The 22,664-nt window shown below is 61.7% G+C and carries 17 protein-coding genes and 5 pseudogenes; 9 read left to right on the forward strand and 13 right to left on the reverse strand.

Translation table 11 applies throughout. The features are described from left to right. Positions 1-20 precede the first annotated feature (20 nt). The 8 genes and pseudogenes from BM394_RS02660 (at position 21) to cas6e (ending at position 9,637) form a co-directional block, all read left to right on the forward strand. A pseudogene (locus BM394_RS02660) lies at positions 21-1,196 on the forward strand (IS30 family transposase). 272 nt (positions 1,197-1,468) lie between these two features. Beyond that, positions 1,469-3,964, forward strand: coding sequence for a CRISPR-associated helicase/endonuclease Cas3 (locus tag BM394_RS02665; protein ID WP_092973319.1), 2,496 nt, complete (start codon positions 1,469-1,471; stop codon positions 3,962-3,964). Then, the gene (locus BM394_RS02670) at positions 3,961-4,362 is read left to right on the forward strand and encodes a hypothetical protein (protein WP_092973321.1); all 402 of its coding nucleotides are present in this window, start codon (positions 3,961-3,963) and stop codon (positions 4,360-4,362) included. Before BM394_RS02665 ends, BM394_RS02670 begins: the two co-directional genes overlap by 4 nt. Before the next feature lie 499 nt (positions 4,363-4,861). Then, complete coding sequence (casA, locus tag BM394_RS02675) at positions 4,862-6,511, forward strand: type I-E CRISPR-associated protein Cse1/CasA (protein ID WP_175529921.1); 1,650 nt, start codon at positions 4,862-4,864, stop codon at positions 6,509-6,511. Then, positions 6,504-7,067, forward strand: a complete 564-nt coding sequence (casB, locus tag BM394_RS02680) for a type I-E CRISPR-associated protein Cse2/CasB (RefSeq protein WP_092973325.1) — start codon at positions 6,504-6,506, stop codon at positions 7,065-7,067. Before casA ends, casB begins: the two co-directional genes overlap by 8 nt. Then, a complete protein-coding gene (gene cas7e, locus BM394_RS02685) occupies positions 7,064-8,185 on the forward strand; it encodes a type I-E CRISPR-associated protein Cas7/Cse4/CasC (protein ID WP_092973327.1) in 1,122 nt (373 codons plus the stop codon). Before casB ends, cas7e begins: the two co-directional genes overlap by 4 nt. A gap of 5 nt (positions 8,186-8,190) precedes the next feature. Then, positions 8,191-8,928 (forward strand): type I-E CRISPR-associated protein Cas5/CasD, encoded by a 738-nt coding sequence (gene cas5e, locus BM394_RS02690; protein ID WP_092973329.1) that lies wholly within the window; start codon positions 8,191-8,193, stop codon positions 8,926-8,928. Further along, entirely contained in the window at positions 8,915-9,637 is a 723-nt protein-coding gene (cas6e, locus tag BM394_RS02695) for a type I-E CRISPR-associated protein Cas6/Cse3/CasE (protein WP_092973706.1), read from the forward strand. The genes cas5e and cas6e overlap by 14 nt, the downstream gene beginning before the upstream one ends. A gap of 210 nt (positions 9,638-9,847) precedes the next feature. On the opposite strand, the pseudogene BM394_RS23630 reads toward cas6e, so the two are convergent. The 5 genes and pseudogenes from BM394_RS23630 to BM394_RS02715 form a co-directional block, all read right to left on the reverse strand. Beyond that, positions 9,848-10,084, reverse strand: a pseudogene (locus BM394_RS23630) (WhiB family transcriptional regulator); the annotation flags it as partial. Next, positions 10,081-10,710, reverse strand: a complete 630-nt coding sequence (locus BM394_RS02705; protein WP_217643306.1) for a GGDEF domain-containing protein — start codon at positions 10,708-10,710, stop codon at positions 10,081-10,083. The pseudogene BM394_RS23630 and the gene BM394_RS02705, both read right to left, overlap by 4 nt. A 722-nt stretch (positions 10,711-11,432) precedes the next feature. Next, complete coding sequence (locus BM394_RS22960) at positions 11,433-11,684, reverse strand: hypothetical protein (RefSeq protein WP_217643307.1); 252 nt, start codon at positions 11,682-11,684, stop codon at positions 11,433-11,435. Positions 11,685-11,788: 104 nt separating this feature from the next. Continuing rightward, positions 11,789-13,321: pseudogene (locus BM394_RS02710) on the reverse strand (type IV secretory system conjugative DNA transfer family protein); the annotation flags it as partial. Further along, positions 13,318-13,992, reverse strand: a complete 675-nt coding sequence (locus tag BM394_RS02715; protein WP_217643308.1) for a C40 family peptidase — start codon at positions 13,990-13,992, stop codon at positions 13,318-13,320. The gene BM394_RS02715 and the pseudogene BM394_RS02710, both read right to left, overlap by 4 nt. Positions 13,993-14,190: 198 nt before the next feature. Between BM394_RS02715 and BM394_RS23190 the strand changes: the two are divergent. Beyond that, a pseudogene (locus BM394_RS23190) lies at positions 14,191-14,995 on the forward strand (ISL3 family transposase); the annotation flags it as partial. A 61-nt stretch (positions 14,996-15,056) separates the two neighbouring features. Here BM394_RS23190 and BM394_RS23195 read toward each other — a convergent pair. The 8 genes and pseudogenes from BM394_RS23195 to asnB all read right to left on the reverse strand — a co-directional run. Beyond that, positions 15,057-15,181 (reverse strand): annotated as a pseudogene (locus BM394_RS23195) (IS5/IS1182 family transposase); the annotation flags it as partial. Positions 15,182-15,304: 123 nt separating this feature from the next. Continuing rightward, entirely contained in the window at positions 15,305-16,000 is a 696-nt protein-coding gene (locus BM394_RS02725; protein WP_175529923.1) for a thioesterase II family protein, read from the reverse strand. 24 nt (positions 16,001-16,024) lie between these two features. Then, complete coding sequence (locus BM394_RS02730; RefSeq protein WP_217643309.1) at positions 16,025-17,302, reverse strand: APC family permease; 1,278 nt, start codon at positions 17,300-17,302, stop codon at positions 16,025-16,027. Between the two features lies 1 nt (position 17,303). Then, positions 17,304-18,023: a thioesterase II family protein gene (locus tag BM394_RS23875; protein ID WP_175529924.1), complete on the reverse strand. Its 720-nt coding sequence runs from the start codon at positions 18,021-18,023 to the stop codon at positions 17,304-17,306. Continuing rightward, positions 18,020-19,252, reverse strand: a complete 1,233-nt coding sequence (locus tag BM394_RS02740; protein WP_092973341.1) for a cytochrome P450 — start codon at positions 19,250-19,252, stop codon at positions 18,020-18,022. The genes BM394_RS23875 and BM394_RS02740 overlap by 4 nt, the downstream gene beginning before the upstream one ends. Beyond that, complete coding sequence (locus tag BM394_RS02745) at positions 19,239-19,472, reverse strand: acyl carrier protein (RefSeq protein WP_175529925.1); 234 nt, start codon at positions 19,470-19,472, stop codon at positions 19,239-19,241. The genes BM394_RS02740 and BM394_RS02745 overlap by 14 nt, the downstream gene beginning before the upstream one ends. Beyond that, positions 19,472-20,890, reverse strand: coding sequence for an AMP-binding protein (locus BM394_RS02750; protein ID WP_092973345.1), 1,419 nt, complete (start codon positions 20,888-20,890; stop codon positions 19,472-19,474). Before BM394_RS02750 ends, BM394_RS02745 begins: the two co-directional genes overlap by 1 nt. Further along, entirely contained in the window at positions 20,887-22,662 is a 1,776-nt protein-coding gene (gene asnB / locus BM394_RS02755; RefSeq protein ID WP_092973347.1) for an asparagine synthase (glutamine-hydrolyzing), read from the reverse strand. The genes BM394_RS02750 and asnB overlap by 4 nt, the downstream gene beginning before the upstream one ends. Positions 22,663-22,664 lie beyond the last annotated feature (2 nt).

Consider the following 22,664-nt stretch of genomic DNA (forward strand, 5'->3'; position numbering starts at 1 on the left):
CGCCGCAAGGGTGTAAGAAGCTGATCCGTGAACGGGAGGAATACTTCCGGCTCATGGATCAAGGAATGAGCAGCCGGGATGCGTGCCGGATCGTCGGGATCAACTGGCGGAGCGGCGATCGCTGGCGCAATGGGTGGCATTCACCCAGCAAGGGCCAGAGCCCAAGCCACCGATCCGTCGGGATGAGCGGGCTTCTGGCCCGTCGCGTTTCCTGACCGAGGACGAGCGTGTTCACATCGCCGATCGGCGGCGGGGGAAGGCCGGTATCCGCACCATCGCTGTCGAGTTGGACAGGAGCCCGTCGACGATCAGTCGTGAGCTGCGCCGTAATTGTCACCCCGGCTATGGCGGTTACCGCCCGTACGCGGCCCATTCCCGTGCCTAGGCCCGGAAGCTTCGTCCCAAGACCGGCAAGATCGCCGCCACCCCGCGGTTGGCCGAGGCGTTCCAGGGCAAGCTCCACCGCAAGTGGAGTCCTGAGTAGATCACACGCTGGCTGCGTCGAAGGTTTCCCACACGACCGGAGATGTGGGTGTGCTGGGAAGCGATCTATCAGGCTCTCTACAGCCGCACACGGGGCGATCTGCACCGCAGCCTGGCCCGCAACCCTGCGCACGGGGCGGGCGATACGCAAACCCCATCGTCAGGCACAACAGCGGCGGCCCCGTTTCATCGACCCGATGGTGATGCTCGACCAGCGTCCTGCCGAAGCCGATGAACGGGCCGTCGCCGGTCATTGGGAAGGCGATCTCGTGATCGGACGTGACCACAAGACCGCGATAGCCACCCTGGTCGAGCGCACCACCCGCTACCTGGTGATCGTGGCCCTGCCTCACGGACGGTGGCCCGAGCGCGTGCGCGAGGCTCTAGCCAACCACATGCAGGCTTTTCCGTCTTCGTTGACACGGTCGGCGACCTGGGTCCAAGGCAGCGAGATGAGCGCGCACGCCGCGTTCACCGCCACCACCGGCATCCCGGTCTACTTCTGCCCACCCGCCAGCCCCTGGCGGCGCGGTTCCAACGAGAACACCAACGGGCTGCTACGCCAATACTTCCCCAAAGGCACCGACCTGCCCGTCCACGACCAGGACCGAGTCAACATGGTCGCGGCCGAACTCAACCATCGGCCACGCAAAACGCTCGGCTGGGACAGCCCAGCCGAGCGTTTCACTACACTCACGACCACCAACAACTAGCAGCCGTGTTGCGACAACCCCTCGAGTCCTCCAGTCCGGGCTGGGGCTTTAGAGGACCACGGCGAATTCGATGATCAGCGACGCTCGCAGCACCACCGGCCAATTGGGCGTGCCTGTGACATATCGGCCGTTTCCGCTGCTCACAAACCATTTTGCGTTTTTCGCCCCAAACGATGGTGGTGGTCGTGGCAGGATCCAATGAGTTGATCAAGGATGAGCGCAGTGGTCCGCTTCGAGCGGCGGAACAGCCCACTGGTTCGGAGGGTGCTTGAATGGGTTCTGAAACGTCGTACCTTCCGGTTACGGCGGCGTGGGCGAAGGCGGGCAACGCGTCCGAACCCGTACCGCACCCATTGGTCTGCCATCTCATCGACACGGCAGCGGTCGCCCATGAGCTTTACGAGGTGTTGCTCGGCCCGAGTGTGCGTACCCAGTTGGAAGCGGGATTACGTCCGCTGGGACGGCCACGCTCGGTCGTGGCCGTGCTGTGTGGGTTGCACGACCTCGGCAAGTTATCCCCGGCGTTCCAGGCATTGCGGTACGACATCGCCGTGGCTCGCTTCCCCGAGACGAAGAATTTCCGAAACGCTCTGTTCTACGCGGAAAAGAGACACCGAGCCACCCCGGAACGCACGGACCTCCCCCACGGCGTGGCCACCGCGGCGCACATGGCGAACCGTTTCCGCAGGATGGGTGTCGCGGGTGAGACAGCCGACGAGATCGCTTCGGTGGTCGGCGGACACCACGGGACATTGCCACAACGGGCGGAAATCCGCGCGGCCCAGCGCAAGGCAGGAGACTTGGGAACGGGGCCTTGGCAGGTGGCGCGGGACGAGTTGATGGATACCGTCGCGTCCCTGTGGGACTGTACGTTCCCGGCCACGGGCTGCACCGACGTCGCGTTACCGCATCCGGCGGGTGTCGGCTTGGCCGGCTTGACGACGATCAGCGACTGGATCGCGTCGAACCAGCGGTGGTTCGAGGCGCACCCCGATGTGTCGGACCTCGCCGAGTACCAAGCGAAGGCAGTGGCAACCGCTCAGCAAGCCATCACCGAATTGGGATGGCAACCGTGGCGCCCCACTGACGTGAGCTGTGCGGGCATGTTCCCCGAACCCGCTCCGAACAGTCTGCAACGGACCGTTGAAGAGCTCGTCGCCGACTGCGACTCCCCCGGCATCCTCACGATCGAGGCTCCCACCGGTGAGGGCAAGACGCGGGCGGCTCTGCAGGCAGCCGCCACGCTGGTTCAACGGCTCGGCCTGTCCGGCATGTACATGGGTATGCCGACGAAAGCCACGAGTCGACAGACACGCGGCGAGATCGATGCGCTACTCACACGGCAGGGTTCATCGCTACGGTCGAATCCCGTGTACTCCGGGGCGACGGCCGAGCGGAGTCCCCACGGGCCACGTATCGAGGTGCGCGAGGTCGGTGTTGATGAGCCGTCGCGGGAATCGGACAGCGTATCCGCCGACTCATCGGCAGAGCCCGACTCCGAGACCGGAAGCAACGAAGTCCACGAGTGGTTCGCCAAGAAACGTGGGTTGGCGGCACCGATCGGAGTGGGCACAATCGACCAGGCGCTGCAGGCGGTGATCCGCTCGCGGCACAACTTCCTGCGCATGTCGTGCCTGAGCGGCAAGGTGCTCGTCGTCGACGAAGTGCACTCTTACGAGACGTACACCTCCACGTTGCTGGACCGATTGTTGTGGTGGTGTGGACGGTTGGGCATCACGGTCGTCCTCCTCTCCGCGACTCTGGCATCCACCCGGCGCGACGAACTGATCGGCCGATGGCAGTCCGGTCATAACAATCCCACCTCGGAGCCCGAGGAACTCACCGCGACACAACCTGGCGAATGGCAGGTAACGTGGGCGGACGGCGCCGGTCGCAGACCGCCGAGGGAGTTCGGGGTCAGCGAGCAGAACCCGCTCGTACTGAACTGGATCCACGAGCACTCCGAACCCTCTCGCGACGACTCCGACAACCTCGTGGACTGGTTGCGCGAAAACATCGAGTCGGAAGGCTGCGCCGCGATCATCCACAACACGGTGGCGCGTGCGAAACGGACTTTCGAAACGCTGCAGACCGAGTGCGCCGACTGGGAAGAACCGCCGGAGCTGTTCTTCCTGACAGGTCAGCTCGATGCCGGGGACCGGGCGGAACGCGAGCAGATCCTGCAGGACAGGTTCGGAGCCAAGGGCGAACGTCGCAGTGGCATCGTCGTCGGTACGCAGGTGCTGGAGCAGAGCCTGGATCTCGACTTCGACATCATGATCACCGATCCCTGCCCAATAGACCTGTTGCTGCAACGCGCCGGTCGACTTCATCGGCATTCGCGCTCCGCCCGCCCCGTTCCCGAGCGCATGCTGGGAGTCATCGATCCGCGACCACCGGCGAACGCGAGGCAGAAAGTGGAGCGGAAGTACCGGTTTCCGGAGTCCGCCGTGTACCGGCAGTACCTCAAGATCTCCACCATAGAGGCCGTGAGCGCGAACATGACGCTGGACATGCCCACTGTGGTGCCGAAACTCGTGCAGGAGGTCTACGTCGAGGACGTTCGCCCGAACGAGGAAGCGCGATACGAGCAATGGGACGAGTCCCGGAAGCGCTATGAACGAGCCGACCGCGTCGACATCCACGAAGGAGAGGTCGCCGCGCTGCCGATGTCGATTCCCGGACAGAGCCTGAACGAGTTCACCCGCCACACGACCAACCCCAGCCGAACACGCAAAGAACGCGGCAGGAAAGAGCAGCAGCCATGAGCCAAGCAGGCGCCCCCGAAGCCGACGAAGCCTTCGATCTCCCCGTCGAAGCGGCGATCAACGTCGTCCCCGTGTGGCGCGTCGATTCCGGAGGACTCCGCAGTCGACGAGGAGGAATCGTCGACCCGGAGGCCGAGACACTGGACGAAGAACTGGTGCTCGCACTGGCGGATTCCGTGGTCACCCTCTCGGCTCCGGTGGACCTGTCACCTCGTGCACTGACGGTGCTTCGGGAGCAACTGCCGCTACCGCCTGCGTTCGATCGTTCCGGCTCGCTGCGCGGCCACCAGCTCCTCGAACTCGACGCACAAGGTCGCGCGGTAGTGGACGAGGTGGCCATCCACCACCACACGACCTTCGGTCTGCTGGTCCGGGACCGTGGAGGGGCGCAGGAGTAGCGACGCGGTTCCCGGTCCCACTCAGTGAACATGGCTACACGGCCGCACCCCCGGAGAGCACACCGATGACGAGCCAGACAACGACCACGATGACCGTAGCTTGTGTCAGGGACAGCTTCAGCTGGACACATACTTCAGACCCTCCGTGGGGTCGGGCGCACTCCAGGTATTGCACGCTCACTCCTTCCGATGCCACAGGGAGTCGGCCTTTACCTCGCTGCCGATCTTGGTGGACCAAGCTACCGAGGAATCACAGAGATGGTCAATCAGGTGCGCATAATGTCCCTAAACACGAGCATGGAACGCCTTGGATAGGCTTGCGTCTGTTCCCAAGCAGCCTTGGGGTGACTCACAGGTACGCATCACGTGAGTTATTTCCTCGCTGTAGCGGGGGTGAGGGTGGCGTGCCGTGGCAGTGGTCGACTCGGAGCCACGGCACGCGGCACCCACTCGCGAGGCGCTACTCGCTGAGTCCTGTCGACTCCTTAAGGAACGACCTGTGAAGTTCGATCTGCTTACCGAACCGTGGCTGCCGGTGGTCACGCTCGATGGCACGCACATCGAGGTCAGCATCCGGGATGTACTCACCCGGGCGCACGAGCTGCGCTGGCTGGATGGGGAGACGCCGGTGGTGACCGCGGCGTTGCACCGGATGCTCCTCGCTGTCGCCCATCGCTGCTACGGCCCGGAGAACGCCTCGGTGTGGAAGCGACTGTGGACGGGGTCGTCGCTGCACGAGCACTCGGAGGACGAACAGGCCTTCGAGGATTACCTGGCCTCCGTCTCCGACCGGTTCGACCTGTTCCACACGACGCGTCCGTTCCTGCAAACTCCGGCGCTGAGCGAGAAGGCTTGGGGAAACGTCACCCAGCTATTACCGCACAGGGCGACGGGCAACAACGCGACGCTGTTCGACCATACGACCACCGCTGACCGCGTAACCCTGTCCCCGGCTCAGGCGGCACGGTGGCTGGTGACGCTGCAGGCGTTCGATGTCGGCGGGCTGAAAACCCCGTACCGCGCGGACAAGTCCTCCGAAGCCGGTCTCGCCAACCGGTTCGCCACGGCCCTGCTCGAGGGCTCCACCCTGCACGAGACCCTCCTGTTGAACATGCCGATCTACCATCCTCGTGCGGGTTACCCGCATCCGACTTCCGCTGCGGACTGCCCGGTGTGGGAGTACAAGCATCCGCCGGGACCGGAACCGGACAAACAAGGACGCGCCCCGAACGGCTGGACGGACACGCTCACGTGGCCGTCGCGCCGCGTGCTGCTGCACCCCGCGCACACCGACCAAGAGGTGCGTGTGGACGGTGTGATCATCACGCCGGGCACCAGGCTGCGTACAGAGCTGACGGACTCCGAACTGATGTCCGCCTTCCGGTACAAGACCAAGCGACAGCGCGGCAAGGTCGTCAAAACCGGCCAGGCACAGCCCGTCGTACTCGAGGAGCTGCGCGGCGTCTGGCGCCACGCACGTGAACTGCTCGTCGGCGACTGGGAAAACGCGCACCGCGAGCGCCCCCGCACCATCGAACACGTGGCAGAGATGGCCGCTTCGGACAACATCGCCGCCGATGCGGTGTACACGCTGCGCGTGTTCGGACAACAGCTCAATCCCCAGGGCGGGGCGGTTCATGCTTGGCAGCAGGAGACGCTTCCCGCCCCCGTGGCGCTGCTGCGCGTTGATCTCCGTCACGAGGCCGTGGGGGATCTGCTGGGCCTGTCGGTCGGATTGGCCGACGACGTCGGCGACGCGCTCAAGAGATTGGAACGCGATTTCGCCGCGGCACTGTCCGGAGAGACACCGGCTAAGCGCCAATTGCTGGCGCAGTGGTACTGGCCTCGGTTGTCCGAGCCGTTCGGTGATTTCCTCCGGAACTTGGGTCGGGCGTTGAACAACGATGATGCCGGTACCCAGCAACAGGAACTGCTGGATGCCGCAGGGCGGTGGCAGGAGTGCGTCCGGAGGACGGGAAAAAACGCCGCCGAGCAGTGGGCTGAGGACCTACCACGACGCGGAGCACGCCAGCTCCAGGCACTGGCGAAGCCTTTGAACGACTTCGAAGGCCTTCTCGACTGGCTCTGCCGAACGTTCGACGCGAACACCGCGCGGTACCACGATCCAGAGAAGGAGGAGGATGACTGATCAGGAACTCCAGGAACGACAGGAGCGGTTCATCACCGAGCTGCTACGAGAGGCCGCGAACCTGTCCGCTGCGGAGAATCACCTGGTCCATCAGGCCAGAAAGCGCTTGGCGGAGCTGCGCCGAGGCGTTGGCAGGCCCTACCCCGCGCCAGCCGCGTACGACCTCGTGCTGCAGTACGATCCGCCGGAGGCTCAGGAACAAGCGTGGTTGCTGACCGCAGGGCTTTTCGCGCTCCACCCGATGAAGGAAGCGAGCGGCAGCCGTTCGCTCGGCAGCTCCCTGGGGCAGCTGCACGGTGTGGGGGCCACTGAGGCGCGGTTGCGGCAACTCGCCACAGTCGACCAGGCTCGGCTCCCGCACTACTTGCGACAAGCCGTGCAGTTACTGCGGTCGCACGATGTCGGAATCGACTACCTGAGACTGCTGCGCGATCTCTGCGTGCTCACCAACCCGAAAGTGGACACGCACAAACTGCGGCTGCGTTGGGTGCGAGATTACTACCGCACCGTTCACGCCCGAACCGGTAACTCTTCGGCGAAAGGAAATACAGCGTGATTCTTGAACTGCACCTGTTGCAGTCGTTCCCGACGAGCAACCTCAACCGGGACGACATCGGACAACCTAAATCCGTGACGTTCGGTGGCGCGGTCCGCGGACGTGTCTCCAGCCAGTCGATGAAGCGCTCCGCACGAGGTTTGTTCCAGCGCTACGGCCTGGACAAGCAGGAAACCGGTCTGCGCACCAAACGGCTCGTCGAGGGTGCCGGGAAGATCATCGACGATGCCGAAGAACCCAGCGCAGAAACCCAGACGATCGTCCGTGAAGGTATCCGCAAGCTCGGCTTCGAGGTCGATCAGAAGGACCTGACCGAGTACCTGCTGTTCGTCGGTCAAGGTGCTCGGCAAGAACTGGCCGACTACTGCCAGCGCAACTGGGACACGTTGTCCAAGGCCGCTGCCGGCAGGACGGGTTCGGGCAAAACCGACAAGGTAAAACCGACGCAGTCCGACCTCGCGGAAGGTCGGCGCATCCTCAACGCCGAACGGGTCGCCGACGTCGCGCTGTTCGGCCGGATGGTCGCCGACAACAAGGACTTCAACGTCGACGCGGCCAGCCAGGTCGCGCACGCGATTTCCACACACGCCGTGGCCACCGAATTCGACTTCTACACCGCTGTCGACGATCTCAAGCCAGAGGAAGAGACCGGGGCGGACATGATCGGCACGGTCGACTTCAACGCCGCCTGCTACTACCGCTACGCCAACCTCGACACCGAACAACTCACGAAGAATCTCGGCGACGACACCGAACTCACCACGCGAGCAGCGCGCGCCTGGCTCCACTCGTTCATCGCCGCCCGCCCCGGCGGTAAACAGAACTCGATGGCCGCGCACACCATGCCGGAAACCCTGCTGACCGTGGTGCGCGACCACGGGAGTTGGAACCTCGCCAACGCGTTCCTCAAGCCCGTTCAAGGCACCGAGCTGATGGCGGACTCGACCAAGGCAATGCTCGAGCACTTCGCCAAACTCCGCCGCTTCTACGGGGACGAGGAGATCCGCCGCGTCACCGGCGCCGCGCTCTCCTGCGAACTGTCGACCCTGGACTCCGCTGATCAGGCCGCCTCCGTGGAGGAACTCGCCGAGCGGACCCTCACCGCAGCGACGACATGACGGTTATGACGACAAGGACGCTCGCACTGCGGATCGACGCCCCCATGCAGTCCTGGGGAATCCGGTCCGAATTCATCATCCGCGACACCGAACGAGAACCCACCAAATCGGGCATCGTCGGCCTCCTGGCTGCCGCGCGGGGGAACGCGCGCCACGAAGAAACCGCCATCGCTGAACTCGCAAGCCTGCGCATGGGAGTGCGCGCGGACCGGGAAGGACTGGTGGAGCGCGACTTCCACACCGCGCAGAACGTTCCCAACACCGACGGCAAGGGACACCGCACGGTGATCAGCAACCGGTACTACCTCGCCGACGCGCTGTTCCTCGTCGTGCTGGAGGGAGATCCGGCGCTGCTCACGGAACTCGAGCAGGCTGTTCGTAGACCGCACTGGCCGCTGTTCTTCGGCCGTAAAGCATTCGTACCGGCCAGCCCGCTCGTGGCCGCTCCCGAGGAGCAAGCCAACCGGGGGACGGGGCTCTTCAGCCACTCACTGCCGGACGTGCTGCGCAGCCATCCGTGGCTGGAAACGCGGCGTGGGGCGCGGCAGGAAGCAGCCGGTTCCGACGAACACCTGCGAACTGTGGTCGACACAGAGGTCACCGATCCGGCGGCGGAACCACGTCACGATCACCCCCTCTCGTTCGACAGAGATGATCGGCGATACGCCACGCGTGCCGTCCGCACCGGTGAGGTTCCCGTGCCTCCGGAATCAGCCGATGGAGCTTCCCATGTTTCTGAGTAAGCTTCCCGTCAATGTCGTTTCCAGGAAGTTTCGCCGCGACATAGCGAACGTGCACGATATGCACCGGACCGTGATGGATGCTTTCCCGAGCACCGACCAGTCCGCGGCCCGTAGCGAACACGGCGTGCTGTGGCGCTTGGACCGCACGACCCAGGGGTACGTGCTGTACGTGCAGAGCCGAATCCAGCCGAATTGGGACAGGCTGCCCGAGAACTACCTCTCCGAACGTGGGAAGGTACGGTGTCTGCAGCCCGTGTTGCAAGCCATTCGCGCCGGGACAGCGTTCCGATTCCGCATCGTGGCAAACCCGACGCGGCGATTGAAACCGCAAAACGACCACCGCAACGACGGGAACCGCAGACACAATCGTCGTGTCCCGTTACACCGGCCGGGCGAGCAGACTTCGTGGCTCGTACGGCAAGCAGAACAACGCGGATTCGTACTGCCAGCTGCTTCCACGGGCGAGCCGGATGTCACCGCCACACCGCTCCCGGATCTCAGCGGACGCCAAAAGGACACGCCCGAAGGCATGCAATCCCCACGTCATAACAAGATCACGATTGCCCCGGTCCGATTCGACGGGCGCCTCGTCGTGACCGACCCAGACCAGCTGGTACAAACGATCAGCGACGGCATCGGCCCGGCCAAAGCCTACGGGTGCGGTCTCATGAGCCTCGCCCCTGTGGGCAACGGCGCAGGGAGCGCCTGAACGAGAACGGTTCCCCGCGCGACAAAGTGCGGGGAACCTCGTGTCGGACATGTTAGGATAATTCTGGATTGTATTGACTACGAGGCTGAAGTGGTAATTTCTCCCTGGGCGAGCAGGGTTCGCACGGTCTCGGAGCTGGCAGGTTTGTCGAGAGGGACGAGTCCTGCCTTCCGCCATGTTGCGAGTAGTCGTTCCCGTTCGGGGTGTCGTACCGCCGCGGATGCCGTGCTGGTCGGCGCGGGACTGGATGAGTTCATCGGCCAGGCATTCGGTGCGCACCGGACATCGGGCGCAGATGTTTTTCGCGTGTCGACGTCGCCAGTAGGCCTCGTGGCCGGATTCGGGGCGATCATCGGGGCCGTACCAGAGTTCGATCGGAGTTCCCGCGCACGCGGCGTGCTGTTCCCATCCTGATGTCGAGGAGGAAATGCTGGTCATACGAGTCATCGCCGTGCCGTATCGGTGGGCATGAGACCGGAGGGCTCACCTTCACACGGCGGCGGGCGCAGAACGGCTTTCTGGAACTCGGGCACCGTCTGTGGGGAATGCACACGCCATCCGACGCGGTGGGTTTTCGCCTCGTACATGGCGAGATCGGCACCGTCCAGAGCCTCGTTCAGGTCCGGGGCTGGAGTGGTCACCGTGGTGATGCCCAGTGAGACGCCGACGTGCAGCGGCCTGCCGAGGTCGGGCAGCGTGATCGGCGCGGTCAGCGCGCTCAGCAGTCGATCCAGCTGATCGAGGTCGGACAGTCGGGCAACGAAGGCCAGCTCGTCCCCGCCGAGCCGTCCGGTAACCGCCGCAGTGCCGAGTTCGGCGTCCAAACGCCTGGCGACGGTGCGCAGTACACGGTGGCCGTGGGTGTCGTTGATGGGTTTGAATCCGTCGAGGTCGAGCAGTCCGACAGCATTGGCCTTGGTCAGTGTTCTGACGGCGGCTGCTTCGAATCCTGTCCGCGTCAGCAGTCCGGTGACCGGGTCGCGGTGGGCACGTGCGAGCTGGCGGGTGCGCATTCGTAGGCGGTAGGCGGTAGCGGCCCATCCAGCGGCCGCGGCCACGGTCGCCGTGCCCAAGGTGGCCGCCGAGCGTGACGCTCGGCGGGGCAATGGGGTCGAGGTCGACATCCATTCGCAGAGGTGCATGACGGTTGCCTTTCGACGAGTTAGACGTTGTACTGCTGGGCCTCGTTGTCCCCGGTCGGGATCGTGTCCGTGTCCGTCGCGTCGAGAACCGGTCGGTGCGGGCTGGCGCTCCGCTGTCGCGGTGGCGGCCGTCCAGGCAGTGGGGATGGACCCAGTCGGTCAGTCGCGCGGCGAATCCGGGCCGCCATTGGTGGTGCCAGTACTGGGCGTCGCGGACGTTGGCGGTGGCGCCGATGTTGGCGCGGCGCCAGGTGTAGGCCAGCGTGGCGATCTCCAGCGCCAGGCCTGGATGGTGGCGCCAGCAGGGTGGTATCGGACGGGAGGGTCCGCCTGGGATGCCGACGTAGGTTGTGTTGTGCCAGGCCACGAAGTTCTCCACAGTCCATACAGGACTGTTCTCCTCGTCGCGGTGTTGGCTGTCTTCGGCGGCTGCGGGTGGGGTGTACAGCACCCAGGGGGGGCGGGCTGGTCTTCGACGGGGTCGTTGTCCTCGGTGTTTTCGAGGGCTTCGAGCCGGTTGTCGAGGGCGTTGAGGCATGTGGAGAGGCTGCTGACCACATCGGGGAGGGTGTTGACCTGGGCCTGCAGGTCTCGCAGTGTGCGGTCGGTGTCGGACTGGCGAAAGCGGGCGGGAGTGATGCCCTCGTCCTCGGTCACGGTTTTCCGTCCTCCTCGGCCACGGTGGGTGTGTTGCCGAGTTGTGGCGCGGTGGGCAGGGGGTAGCCACCGGGTGAGACGGGCGGCTGCCCGCGACGGATGGTTTCGATGTCGGCGCGTAGCTGGGTCCAGTCGCGGCGCCGGGTGACATCGAGGGTGTGGGCGAGGATGGGGTCGAGGTGGCGGTGGAACACCAAGACGCGGTCGCGGTCGAGGGTGCGCACGGCGCCGGGGCGGTAGGTGGGCACGGTTTCGGTGCCGATGGAGGTGCGGGAGGTGCCAGCAAGCCGTCGGACTGCTGCTGGTAGCGCCGTCGCTCGTGGTGGCCGGTCAGGGTGGAGGCCCACTCCAGGGTTTGGGGGTCTTTGATTCCTCCCCAGAGGGTGAGTGTGGTGGTGTTGTCGAGTAGTCGCCGCCGCCCGGTTTCCTCGTAGAGGATCTCCAGATGCGCCAGGGATTGGGCGGCCCAGTCGATGCGGACCCCGCGTCCGGCGGAGTCGGCCAGGATCTCGGGCAGTCGTGGGATCGGGGTAGCGTCGAAGAGTTCGTCGAGCACGTTGGTGGCCGGTGGGTCCAACCGCCGGTGCGGGTAGGACAGGGCCACGTCTTGTTCGGTGGTCAGGATGTCTTCGACCAGGGCGGTCAGGATCGGGCGGACCTGGGCGGCCTGGTGTTCGCCGGCGATGAGGAACAGGGAGCCGTGGTTGTCGATGAAGCTGCCGACATCGAATTCCTGACCCGGTTCGGGGGTGCACAGGTGTCGCAGCTGCGGGTCCAGCCAGGGTTCGATGACGCGGCGCACGCTCAACCACACCGCATCAGAGGTTTCGGCGACCATGCCGATCTCGGCTCGTAGGTTGTCGGCCAGTTCGGGGAATCCGTAGTGGCGCAGCAGTTCGACCGGTTCCTGGTCGGGCGGTTTGGTGATGGCCCAGGTGACCAGGTCCCCCACGCTGCGGCCGTCGTGGGCGGCGGCGATGAGATAGCTCTGCACCACGGTTTTGGCGCGTTCACGGAAGACCTTGTCGTTGCCACCGATGTTTTCCAGTCCCACGGCGACGGCGTCGACGAGGGTTTCGGCCCGTCGGCGGGCGACGGTGAACTCGGTGCAGCCGGTGATCGGGGAATAGCGCACCCTCGCGGGCCAGGACACCTCGCCGGTGGTGTCGAACACCAGCACCGGCCCGGCCTGCTCGCGGCGGGTGCGGGCCAGCGCGGCGAATTCGACCAGGTCCGGTTTGGTCGTCGAGCACAACAGTGCGCCCGGGGCGGACAAGGCTTTGTGCACCAGGTCGGTGCGGGATTTGCCCGACTGGGTGGGGGCGAACGCGCCGGTGGGGTTTTCCAGTGGGACGCACAAACGCTGGCGGTTCGGCCCGCGGTGCAGCGGGACGGCCAGCTCCTCCAGCGGGGCGCGGCGTCGCTCGCGGGGGCTGAGTCCGGGGCGGGTCCAGCGGGCGGTTCGGCGGGCGGCCTCCGGTGAGAGTTCGCGGCGGATGTCTTCCCGGGAGGCATGCCCCGGGGTGGAGGGTCCGAATCGGCGCCAAGCCACCACGATCCCTGTGGTTATCGCGGCAGTTCCTGTGGCGAGTATTGTCACGGTGACAATCCAGTACAGGTCGGCCTGACCGGTCAGTGCCGTTTCCCACGGGGCACCGAGTCCGGCGGTCGGCTCGGTGGGGTGGGTGAGCACGCCGAGTGTTCCGTGGACCCACGTGTCGAAGCTAGGAACAGCCCAGGGGCCGCCGCCCAGCGTGGTGGCCACGGCAACACCGGTCATCAAGGCGGCGGCCAGGGCCAGCAGCGCACCGAGCACCGCGACCAGCAATCCCATCAGCGCGAGGTCGCGATCGGTGGCCGGTGGCAGACGACGATGTGTGCTCATGTCCGATTCCCTTGTGGCGCAGTGGGTTCGGCGACGCGGCGGATGGCGACGATGTCGTCGTTCCAGGCGGAGAGTTTCTCGAGGATGACGCCGGTGTCTGTGTCGTAGGCGTTGACGATGAGTCCGTGCCCGGCGTACAGCCCCACGTGTCGGGGGTTGGCCGGAGAGCCGAGCGAGCCGGGGATGAACACGAGATCACCTGGGGCCAGTTGGGCGATGGAGCCGACCGCGCGTCCGTCGTGGACCTGGTTGGTGGTGCCTGCCGAGATGCCCACACCGGCATGTGCCCAGGCGGCCTGGGTGAGCCCGGAGCAGTCGTACGCGTTGGGTCCTTTCGCACCCCACACGTACGGCGCGCCGAGTTTGCTCAGTGCGTATTTCACGGCCGCGCGGCGGCGCGGATCGTCGGGCAGGGTGAAATCGTCCGGGATCTTCTGCGGATCCAGCGGCAGGTCGGAGCCACCTCGGTTGGCGCAGCCCAGCGCGGCCCGGTGCGCCTCACCGGTGTCGCTACCGGTGTCAGGGGAGTCGTGCTGAGGGGTGGGTTGTTCGGCCCTGTCCAGAACCGCCGCATCAGCGCCCGAGCGGGTGGTTCCTGCGGGACGTAGCGGTCGGGGTAGGCGCTGTGCTGCACTGCCTGCTGGGCCCGGCCCCGCGGCATGGAATACCACCCGTCGAGGGCGAGGAGATGGTCGAGGAACTCGTTGGTGGCGTAGACGGGTTGAGGATCTGTTCCGGGCTGCCCCAGTTTTTGAGCTCTTCGTATTGATGTGCGGGTAAGTGGTGTCCCCAGATAGAAGGCACATCGTTGCGATGTCTAGGTTTCTTCAGCTGTTGAGGAACAGGAACCGTAGAGATGAGGCAACGACGTGCCCGCTGCCAGGGTATGGGGTCGGCTGCTGGGCGTGACACCAGCGGTCGTGGAAGCGGTCGAGTTCGACGAGGACGAGCAGGTACTGGTCGCCTCGGTGTGGAGGCGGGATCGGCACCGGTGTGGGGTGTGCCGACGGCAGTGTCCGCGGTATGACGCCGGGCAGGGCCGACATCGATGCCGGACTCGATCGGCTGACTGGGCCGCGCAGGATCGGCATCGATGAATGAGATCAGCTACAAGAAAAACCACAAGTACCTGACCCTCGTCGCCGATCACGACACCGGACGACTCATCTGAGCCGCACCCGGCAACGACGAAGCCACCCTGGCGCGGTTCTTCGAGTTACTCGGGTCGGCGCGGTGCGCGGAGATCACTCATGTGTCCGCTGATGCCGCAGCGTGGATCCCCCGCGTGGTCACCCAGTTCTGCCCGCAGGCGGTGCGCTGTGCCGATCCGTTTCACGTGGTCAAGTGGGCCACCGAAGCCCTGGACCAAGTGCGGCGCCAGACCCGGAATGCCTTGCGTCGTCAGCCCGGTGGGACCGGTCGAGATCGACGCGGGCGCCGTGCCTCGACCGGACCCGCGCAAAGCCTCAAACGAGCACGGTGGGCACTGTGGAAAAACCCGGAGAACCTCACCGAGCTGCAACATCACAAGCTGACTTGGATCGCCAAGACCGAACCCCGCCTCCATAGTCCTACCTATTCAAAGAAGGACTCCGCCACGTCTTCGCCGTTTCCGGCAACGACGGCAAACACGCTCTCGACCAGTTGCTCTCCTGGGCCGCTCGTTGCCGCATGCGGTGAGTTCGTCAAGCTCGGCCGCTTCGATCACCTGGTCATCGGCACCGGAGAGGGGCCGCAACGGCAGACACTGCGGAGCATCACCAGCTTGCCCGAAGTCACCAACAGGCTCAGCGGACGACCACGCCCCTCGCCGAGCAGGTGAATCCTGCTGTTCAATCCTCCTCGAGACCGCCCGAGCGCCTGCGGCCACCTTCTTAGCGGCGTGACCTGCGGCAATAACGATTGCAACAGGTCCCATTCCTGCTCCGACAACTCCCCATATGACACACCCAACCAACAAGTGCAAAATCCATCGGTAACTGCCTAGCCGAGATCAGCCCGAACTGCACGGAACCATGATGCATAGGCCGGTGATCGAAGAAAGTCGGAATGCCCACTAGAGAAGACGTGTCGGGAAAACTCTCCGTGGGTAGCGTGTTCCCACTCACCGACTCCGGTATCCGAGGTCAACGGGTCCGAGTCCCCATGGATCGCCAAAATGGAGCAGTTTACCGGTCTGCACTGCAAGGTAGTGAACTGCCTGAGCAGACGCAGATCATGCATCGCGGTATCGATAATGATCTCTCGCCACTCATCTGACGGCAGGTCGGCTAACATAGCGGGATCAACACTGTCGAGATACGCAGCCGTTCCGGATGGTGTACTCGAAACTGTTTCCGACACCTCGAGCCGCATGGGCGCTGTGGCACCGACAACCACCAACGCGGAGATCTCCATGCCAAGCTCTTCCATCTTCGCTGCAGTCGCATACGCAACGTAAGCACCAAAACTGTGTCCGAACAGCACTGAACGCGCCGATGCTCGACAGCTCGCCTGTGTGGTACATGATTGCACGATCTCCTCGAAGGACTCAGCGGCCGCACCGAAGTCCTTGCCGAAGCGGCCAGGGTACTTGACGAGCCATGCCATTGGTCCAAGCTCTCGAATTATTGGTCGAAGCTCACCACCGAACGAGCCTGCACCTGGAAATAAAATAGTATCGCCAGAAATCTCACCCACTGTTTCCTCCAAAAAACATAAAGTTCACACACGCACATCTTTCTTCTCAATATTCGACGTCCAGCGATTAAGGACGCTAATTCCTATCCAGACCAGAAAGAACAATACCCAGGGAAACCACATAGACGGACCCGCAAGGATAGTCACCAGCAGAACCGTCACAGCACACATCAAGCTGACTACTCGCGCCATGCTCCCACGTGCGAGCTTGGCGAACGATGCAGCACCAACACCGTACAGCACGAAGTAGATTCCGCCAGACAGAACGAACAACAGCTCGAACCGAAAGAGGCCACTGGATCCGAGAAGCGCGATTATTGCCAATATCGATCCGACCACCACTACCGACGTCACTGGGTTAAGATCCCGATCACGCACCTTGCTCAGCAAAGCTGGAAGGTAGCCACTACGCGAAAGACCAAACACCAAACGAGACAATGCCAGCACCGAGGCGAACACATTCGCCGAAATACAAGCGATCACCAACAACAGAGTCGCGGGACGTGCCAAATCACCTAGCGATCTTTCTGCAATGATCAAAAGTGGTGCCGAGTTCAGCGTGCTGTCCGTGGAGTCCGCGGCGGCGAACAGGCTCAACAGCAGAAGAGAGTACAGAACAACCACGATCACATAAGAGGATACGAAAATACGCGGAATAAGATCGGAACGTTTATGCTCCTCGAATGTGAAAGACACCGTCTCCCAACCGGTGAATGCTACATAGACAGCGGTAAGCACACTTCCAAAGCTGCTCAATGAGAGGAGCTCCATGCTCGAATTCGGTGGTTCAATCCCGTGAACACTCAGTACGATCACTGCCGTACAAGCAACCATAACGAACAAACCGAGGATCAAACCTACCTGCAGCTTTCCCGACACGTTCGCACCAGCAGACGCGGCCACAGTAGCACCGACCAGGACCATAATTGGGAACACCCATGCCAAGGCGCTTATACCAGAGAACTCCGCTACGTAACGGCCTCCCGTTATGGCTGTTGCCGGAATTCCGGTGGTCAGCGCAAAAGTCGCGAGCAATCCTGAGGTGCGCCCAGTAGTCCCCCCAAGAGCTACTTCGGAATAATAAGCAACACCCGATGCCGATGGATAGCGCCGACCGAGCCATGCATAGCAATAAAGCAATGGAACAACAGAAACCGCAGCAGCAGCCCAGGGTATCCACGCTGACTTACCAAGCTGGTTATAACTCGTTCCAGGAAGGATCATCATCCCACTTCCCAGAATTGTAGACAACGCTACGAATGTTCCTACGGTGCCACCCATAGTTTTTTGTAGCTTGTCCACACTACACTCCTCGTACAGACGCAATTACTGAACCGACAGTTCTTTCCAGAGTAGCAAACGGCGTCCCATTGAGCATATGACCTCCATGTTCCACTATCAGGTGAAATTCATGCGATGTCCAGTCTCTCCACATGGCGCACCGACTCGTCCCGATAAACCTATCATCGCGCGTCGCCAGGACGTGTAGATCTCCAATAGCGCTGATTGCGCTCACAGACATAGCAAGAAAATCAGCGACAATGGCGTCCGATCGCAAACTAGCAGATACCTCAGAAAGCATTTCTTTGTCACTGATCAAATCTTCTGGAAATCCATCATCGGCGAGTATTTCCCCGATTTCGGAATCTGAACATTCAGACATCGTCGGTATTCGTCCTTCAGCGTCGGGACACGGTGTGTTTATTAACAGCGTCCCGATTGGTCTAGCAAGCCGCGAACCGAGGTCACCGGACAGACAAAGCGCCGACAGTCCCCCCATACTGTGCCCAACCAGGACTACATGCTCTGGGCGTGTTCGATCCACGACTTGCTGAATTTCGTCGAGAGTCCTTTCATACCAGTATCGTGATACGAGAGCGTCAACTGAATCCGCATTCGGCATGCTGACGTATACCGCACCGCGCCGAGCAGCACAGCTTTCCAGCCACTGGAACGTGGTGCTGCCAGCACCAGCGGCCGGGAAGGATACTATCAAGCTTTCGACTTCCCCAAATTCAGTCACGATTTCAGGTCCTCTGCTTTGGTCACCTCGACCTGCAGCTCTGTCAACCCGAGCATAAAATTGGAACGGAGCCGCTGCGGTGGCTCGACCACCACGAACGCCTTATCCCAAGAGGCCAATTCTTCAATGAACGTTTGAATCTCCAGTGTCGCTACAGGAGCACCAATACAACGGTGGATACCAGCACCGAACGCGATTTGTTTATTATTGGGTCGATCGATCAAGAATGATGAGGGCCGCTCGAATGCTGAAGCATCACGGTTCGCTGACATGTTCCACAGAGTCACGAAACTCCCAGCAGGAATGACATGCTCGCCGACTGTAAAATCATCCACCGCCAGACGCTGTACATAACTATTAGTTGAAGTCCACCTCAAGAATTCCTGTGTAGCAACTTCACAAGAAACCTTACCGTCGACAAGCTTTCGCCACTCTGCCCATTCATTGTTGATGGTGTCGACGGTCAGACTGGCCGTGTGGGGCGTGGTCTCGTTTCCACCGACCGCGACATTCAACCCGTTAAGAAGAGCGACATCGCGCGGCATCTCCCCTGTCGCGACACACTGAGCGAGGAAACCGATCATGTCGTCGGACGATTCCATCCTGATACGTTGATCTATTAGCTCGCTCATAAAGTCGAGAACGTCAAGTTGCGAATCCACCAGCGAGTCAAGCGGAGAATTGCCAGCATACACCTCGTCGCGGTAGCCGATCATCGTCCTCGTCGCTTCCAAAAGCCTCAACGCATCGTCCGTACCAATCCCGAAAAGTGCCTCCAGTACCCCCCTCGGCAACTCCGGGGCGACCACCTGACTGAAGTCAAGCTGATCACCGACTGAAAGATCAGCCAGTACACTACGAATGTTCTTACGGACGATGTCACCGATCTTCATGAGCATCGCCCGGTTAAACCCGGCCGACTTGATCGGCTTCTTAATAGCGCTGTGCGCAGGAGGGTCCGCCACAATCAGCATCCGTCCAGAAGCCGAGTCCTTCTCTGGCCGGTACGAACCATCAATCATGGTCCCGTACGAGGAACTCAATCTGGCGTAGTCGACGTAAGCCGAGTACACGTCTTCGTAACGTGTCAGCGCGTAGAACTCATAGCCGTCAGATCGACGATGGATCGAGACAGGATGGTTCTCACGGAGATCCGCCAGGTACGTCCATGGATCGTCGTTTGCGAAAAACTCCGCCGAGTAAAGTGGACTATTCTCAACGATCAGCATTTTCTTCTCCGATCAGATCGACTATACCTGCCGGGGTCCGCCCTCCAAAGAAGACATGACCAGGAACCTTTACACCTGTCCGCTCTTTTAGACGTGCTCGACACCGCAAGATCGCCAAAGAGTCGACCCCCGCAGAGAAGATGTCAGTATCTTCTGCGATTTCTGTTTCCGAGAACTCCTGAACACACTCTATTATTTTTTCGGCTGTAATCTCAACCACTATTCCTGCTCCTCATTTTTGGCGAAACGCGCGATCATCAGAGCAGTTGTGTCAATCTTTCCACTAGCTTTGACCGGAAAGTGATCCACCAGCTCTACCTTGACGGCATTAGAGTACTGTTTGACAACAGATTCGATCCGCGCTCGGGCAGAGAAATCAACTAGCTGCTCTTGGTCAACTCGCACGAAAGCGAAGGTGTGCTTCTCGTTTTGGACGACCCGGCAGTCGGAAACCTCCGGAAGAACCACCACATCGCGCTCCAAGGCAGCCGAGTTGACACGCATCCCATTCACCTTGATCTGGCTGTCCAACCGGCCAGCGAACACGAGACTTCCGTCATTATCGACTTGTACAACATCGCCGGTTCGAAAAGATGCTTCTCCGTCGTCCGCGCTGAATCGGGTGCTGAGACTGCCGTGCTCGATGTATCCAAGACAGACCAACGGCCCGTCGATAAGGAGTTCGTGACAGCCATCCGCACGATCTCCAGGGTCTACCAGTCTCTGCTTGCATCCTTCCAACGGCTTGCCGATCGGAACCGGACCGGTAGTAATTTCGTCGGACAACTCGTACTTGTGCGTGGCGAACGTGGCTTCGGCGGGGCCGTAGAGGTTAATGAACTGATTCGTCAGTTTGGCACGACGAGCCTGCTGATAGGTTGACACTCGGAATCGCTCACCGCCGCTGTACAACCAAGGAACATCCGAGATGCATCCAGGCAGAGACTCGACAACCGTAGCGAGCACGGCAGCGGGTAACAGCATACGATCGATACCATACTTTTTCGACAGTTCTGGCCAGTCGAAGACGTCCTCGTTCACGTTCGGCATGCAGACGACGGCACCTTCCGCTGCCACTGCTTTCCACGTATCGAACCACCAGCCGTCGTAAGTGGGCGTCGCGAAGCTCCCGGAAACCAGTCTACCGCTCGTCGGTACTTCCAGATCACGGCATCTAAAGAGCGCCTGCAGGTTACCCCTGGTTACTCCGACAGCCTTCCGGCTACCCGTGCTTCCAGAAGTGAAGTTCACGGCCACAATTTCGTCTGGTAATCGGCTTGTGGGGAAACGTTCCGCTGCATGCGTTTCGCGTTCAACCTCGGTCGGTCGGTCACCGTCAACAGACACAATGAGGTCTGGACGAACATGCTCGAGCTCGCTCTGTCCGAGATCGCCATCGTCTGCGACTGCAACACAATCCGCTCGCCAGGAGGCCAACTGTCCCGCAAAACATCCCAGTTTCGAGGGAGATCGGACCAGCACGACCCGGACCTCATCCTGACTGCCAATGACTTCCTCGATCGACTGGGTCAGTTCGTCGACCTGCTTCCAGCTGTACTCGGTACCGTTCTCGATCCACAGTGTTTCCGAGGACTTCCAACGGTCACCGTGAATCACGTCGCTCCAGTTATAATTCATACCTTCAGCCCCAGTTCGTCCATCACCATACTGATACTGATCAGACTCAGTCGAGGGTCCCACTTGTCCGGTGTACGGTTTGTATTCAGATCATCTAGACAATCCAGCGAAAAGATGCCACTGGTAGCGACGAGTTCTCGCCAACTTTTCCAGGTAGAGTCGTCGACGACCGTGGACAACTCGTATGCTGTGAATCCTTGCTTGGCACGTTGCAGAACCGATTGAGGAACAATATCTGCATAAGCTGCCTTCAAGCAGGCCTTTCCTTCAAAGTCGGACACCTTATCACTGTCTCTGACCTGCAGCGCCAGGGAAACCACAGAGTTCGCTAGGAACGGATAGCGTCCTTCAACTGAGTTGGCCATGAGCATTGCGTCGCCGTGGTCACCGAGAAGATGACCAGCCAGCTGGACATACACGTCAGCGATCGAACGGAGCTGCATGTGCGACAGCGACCTGGTTTCGTGCTCAGCGAAAGGAATTAGTCGATTCCGCCAAAACTCATTACCTGAAATAGCTTCCCTAGCGGTGGGAGTAAGGCAGCGGTCTCGTCGTAGCGCGACCTTGTTCCAGTCTACCTCCCAGCTAAAATCTGCTCTCCCCCATGCCTGCTCGTTCTCAGCGCAGGCCTCCCGCGGCCTCTTGCGCGCACTATCGAACGCGTAAGAATCATAGCCAAAGAAGAGCTCATCAGCACCCTCTCCGGAAACGACCCCCTTGATCCCGGTCTGCTGAACCTCACGCGACAACATCATCGCCGCGACATTGTACGTCTCGCGCTGCGGGTAACAGCAGTAGCGCACCATCTTCTCGAAATCCGAGGCGATATCAGCCGGGTTGCACTGGATCCGCCGGTGTTCACTTCCGACAGCTTCCGACACCTCACGCTGAAAAGGCCCCTCATCCAACGCAGCATTGTCGAACGCCGCTGAGAATGTCTTGACTGGTTTCTCCAGGACGCGAGCCGCTTCTATGGCAAGAGCGGTGGAGTCGAACCCACCACTCAAGTAAGAACCGATCTCCACATCCGCACACAGGCGGTCACGGACAGACTGCTGTAAGCGGTCTCGTATGTCCTCTCCCGCGACAGCATCCTCCACCGCAGCGAATTCCCCGTATCGCCAATATCGAGTGGTTTCCTGACTGTTCTCACTGAATCGGACCACACATCCTGGTGGGACAGCTTGCACTCCCTCGACCAGTGTCCGCGGCGCGACTATATTCCCCAACGCCAGATATTGGTCGACTGCACCGATATCCAATCGCCACATTTGAGGAACACACTGCACCAACGACTTGAGCTCTGAACAGAAGTGAACACGGTGATCCAGCACCGTGTAGTACATCGGACAGATTCCGAAGCGGTCCCTGGCAAGATACAGCGAGTTCTCCGCACGGTCGTGGATCACAGTTGCGAACTGTCCGTCTATCAACTCGAGACCTTCGAGTCCGTGGCGCGCGACGAGTTCCGGGATGACCGCTACGTCGACACCGTTGGCCCATCGGACGTCCCCGAACCTCCTGCGAAGATCCTCGAAGTTGAACACCTCACCGTTGGTCATGGCTACGAACCGACCACTACGGTCCTCTACGGGTTGCCAGCCGTCCACCAACCCGGTCATACTGAGACGTCCAAGTTTCATCGACAGCGTCGATGTATCCAGAGAATAAGTCTCGTCAGGTCCACGGTGGAGCAGTCGGGAATTCATAGCCGCCGCGACCGTGCGGTCCAAGCGACCGTCCGGAGCGAAGGTCCCGCAAATGCCGCACATTA

This window comes from Actinopolyspora lacussalsi subsp. righensis (genome assembly GCF_900116555.1).
Taxonomy (GTDB): Bacteria; Actinomycetota; Actinomycetes; order Mycobacteriales; family Pseudonocardiaceae; genus Actinopolyspora; species Actinopolyspora lacussalsi.

Bases quoted from the DNA above. Each gene is read 5' to 3' on its own strand.
- BM394_RS02665 (WP_092973319.1), top strand. From the start codon at position 1,469: ATGGGTTCTGAAACGTCGTACCTTCCGGTTACGGCGGCGTGGGCGAAG.
- BM394_RS02670 (WP_092973321.1), top strand. From the start codon at position 3,961: ATGAGCCAAGCAGGCGCCCCCGAAGCCGACGAAGCCTTCGATCTCCCC.
- casB (WP_092973325.1), top strand. From the start codon at position 6,504: ATGACTGATCAGGAACTCCAGGAACGACAGGAGCGGTTCATCACCGAG.
- cas5e (WP_092973329.1), top strand. From the start codon at position 8,191: ATGACGACAAGGACGCTCGCACTGCGGATCGACGCCCCCATGCAGTCC.
- cas6e (WP_092973706.1), top strand. From the start codon at position 8,915: ATGTTTCTGAGTAAGCTTCCCGTCAATGTCGTTTCCAGGAAGTTTCGC.
- BM394_RS02740 (WP_092973341.1), bottom strand. From the start codon at position 19,252: ATGCTGATCGTTGAGAATAGTCCACTTTACTCGGCGGAGTTTTTCGCA.
- BM394_RS02750 (WP_092973345.1), bottom strand. From the start codon at position 20,890: ATGAATTATAACTGGAGCGACGTGATTCACGGTGACCGTTGGAAGTCC.
- asnB (WP_092973347.1), bottom strand. From the start codon at position 22,662: ATGTGCGGCATTTGCGGGACCTTCGCTCCGGACGGTCGCTTGGACCGC.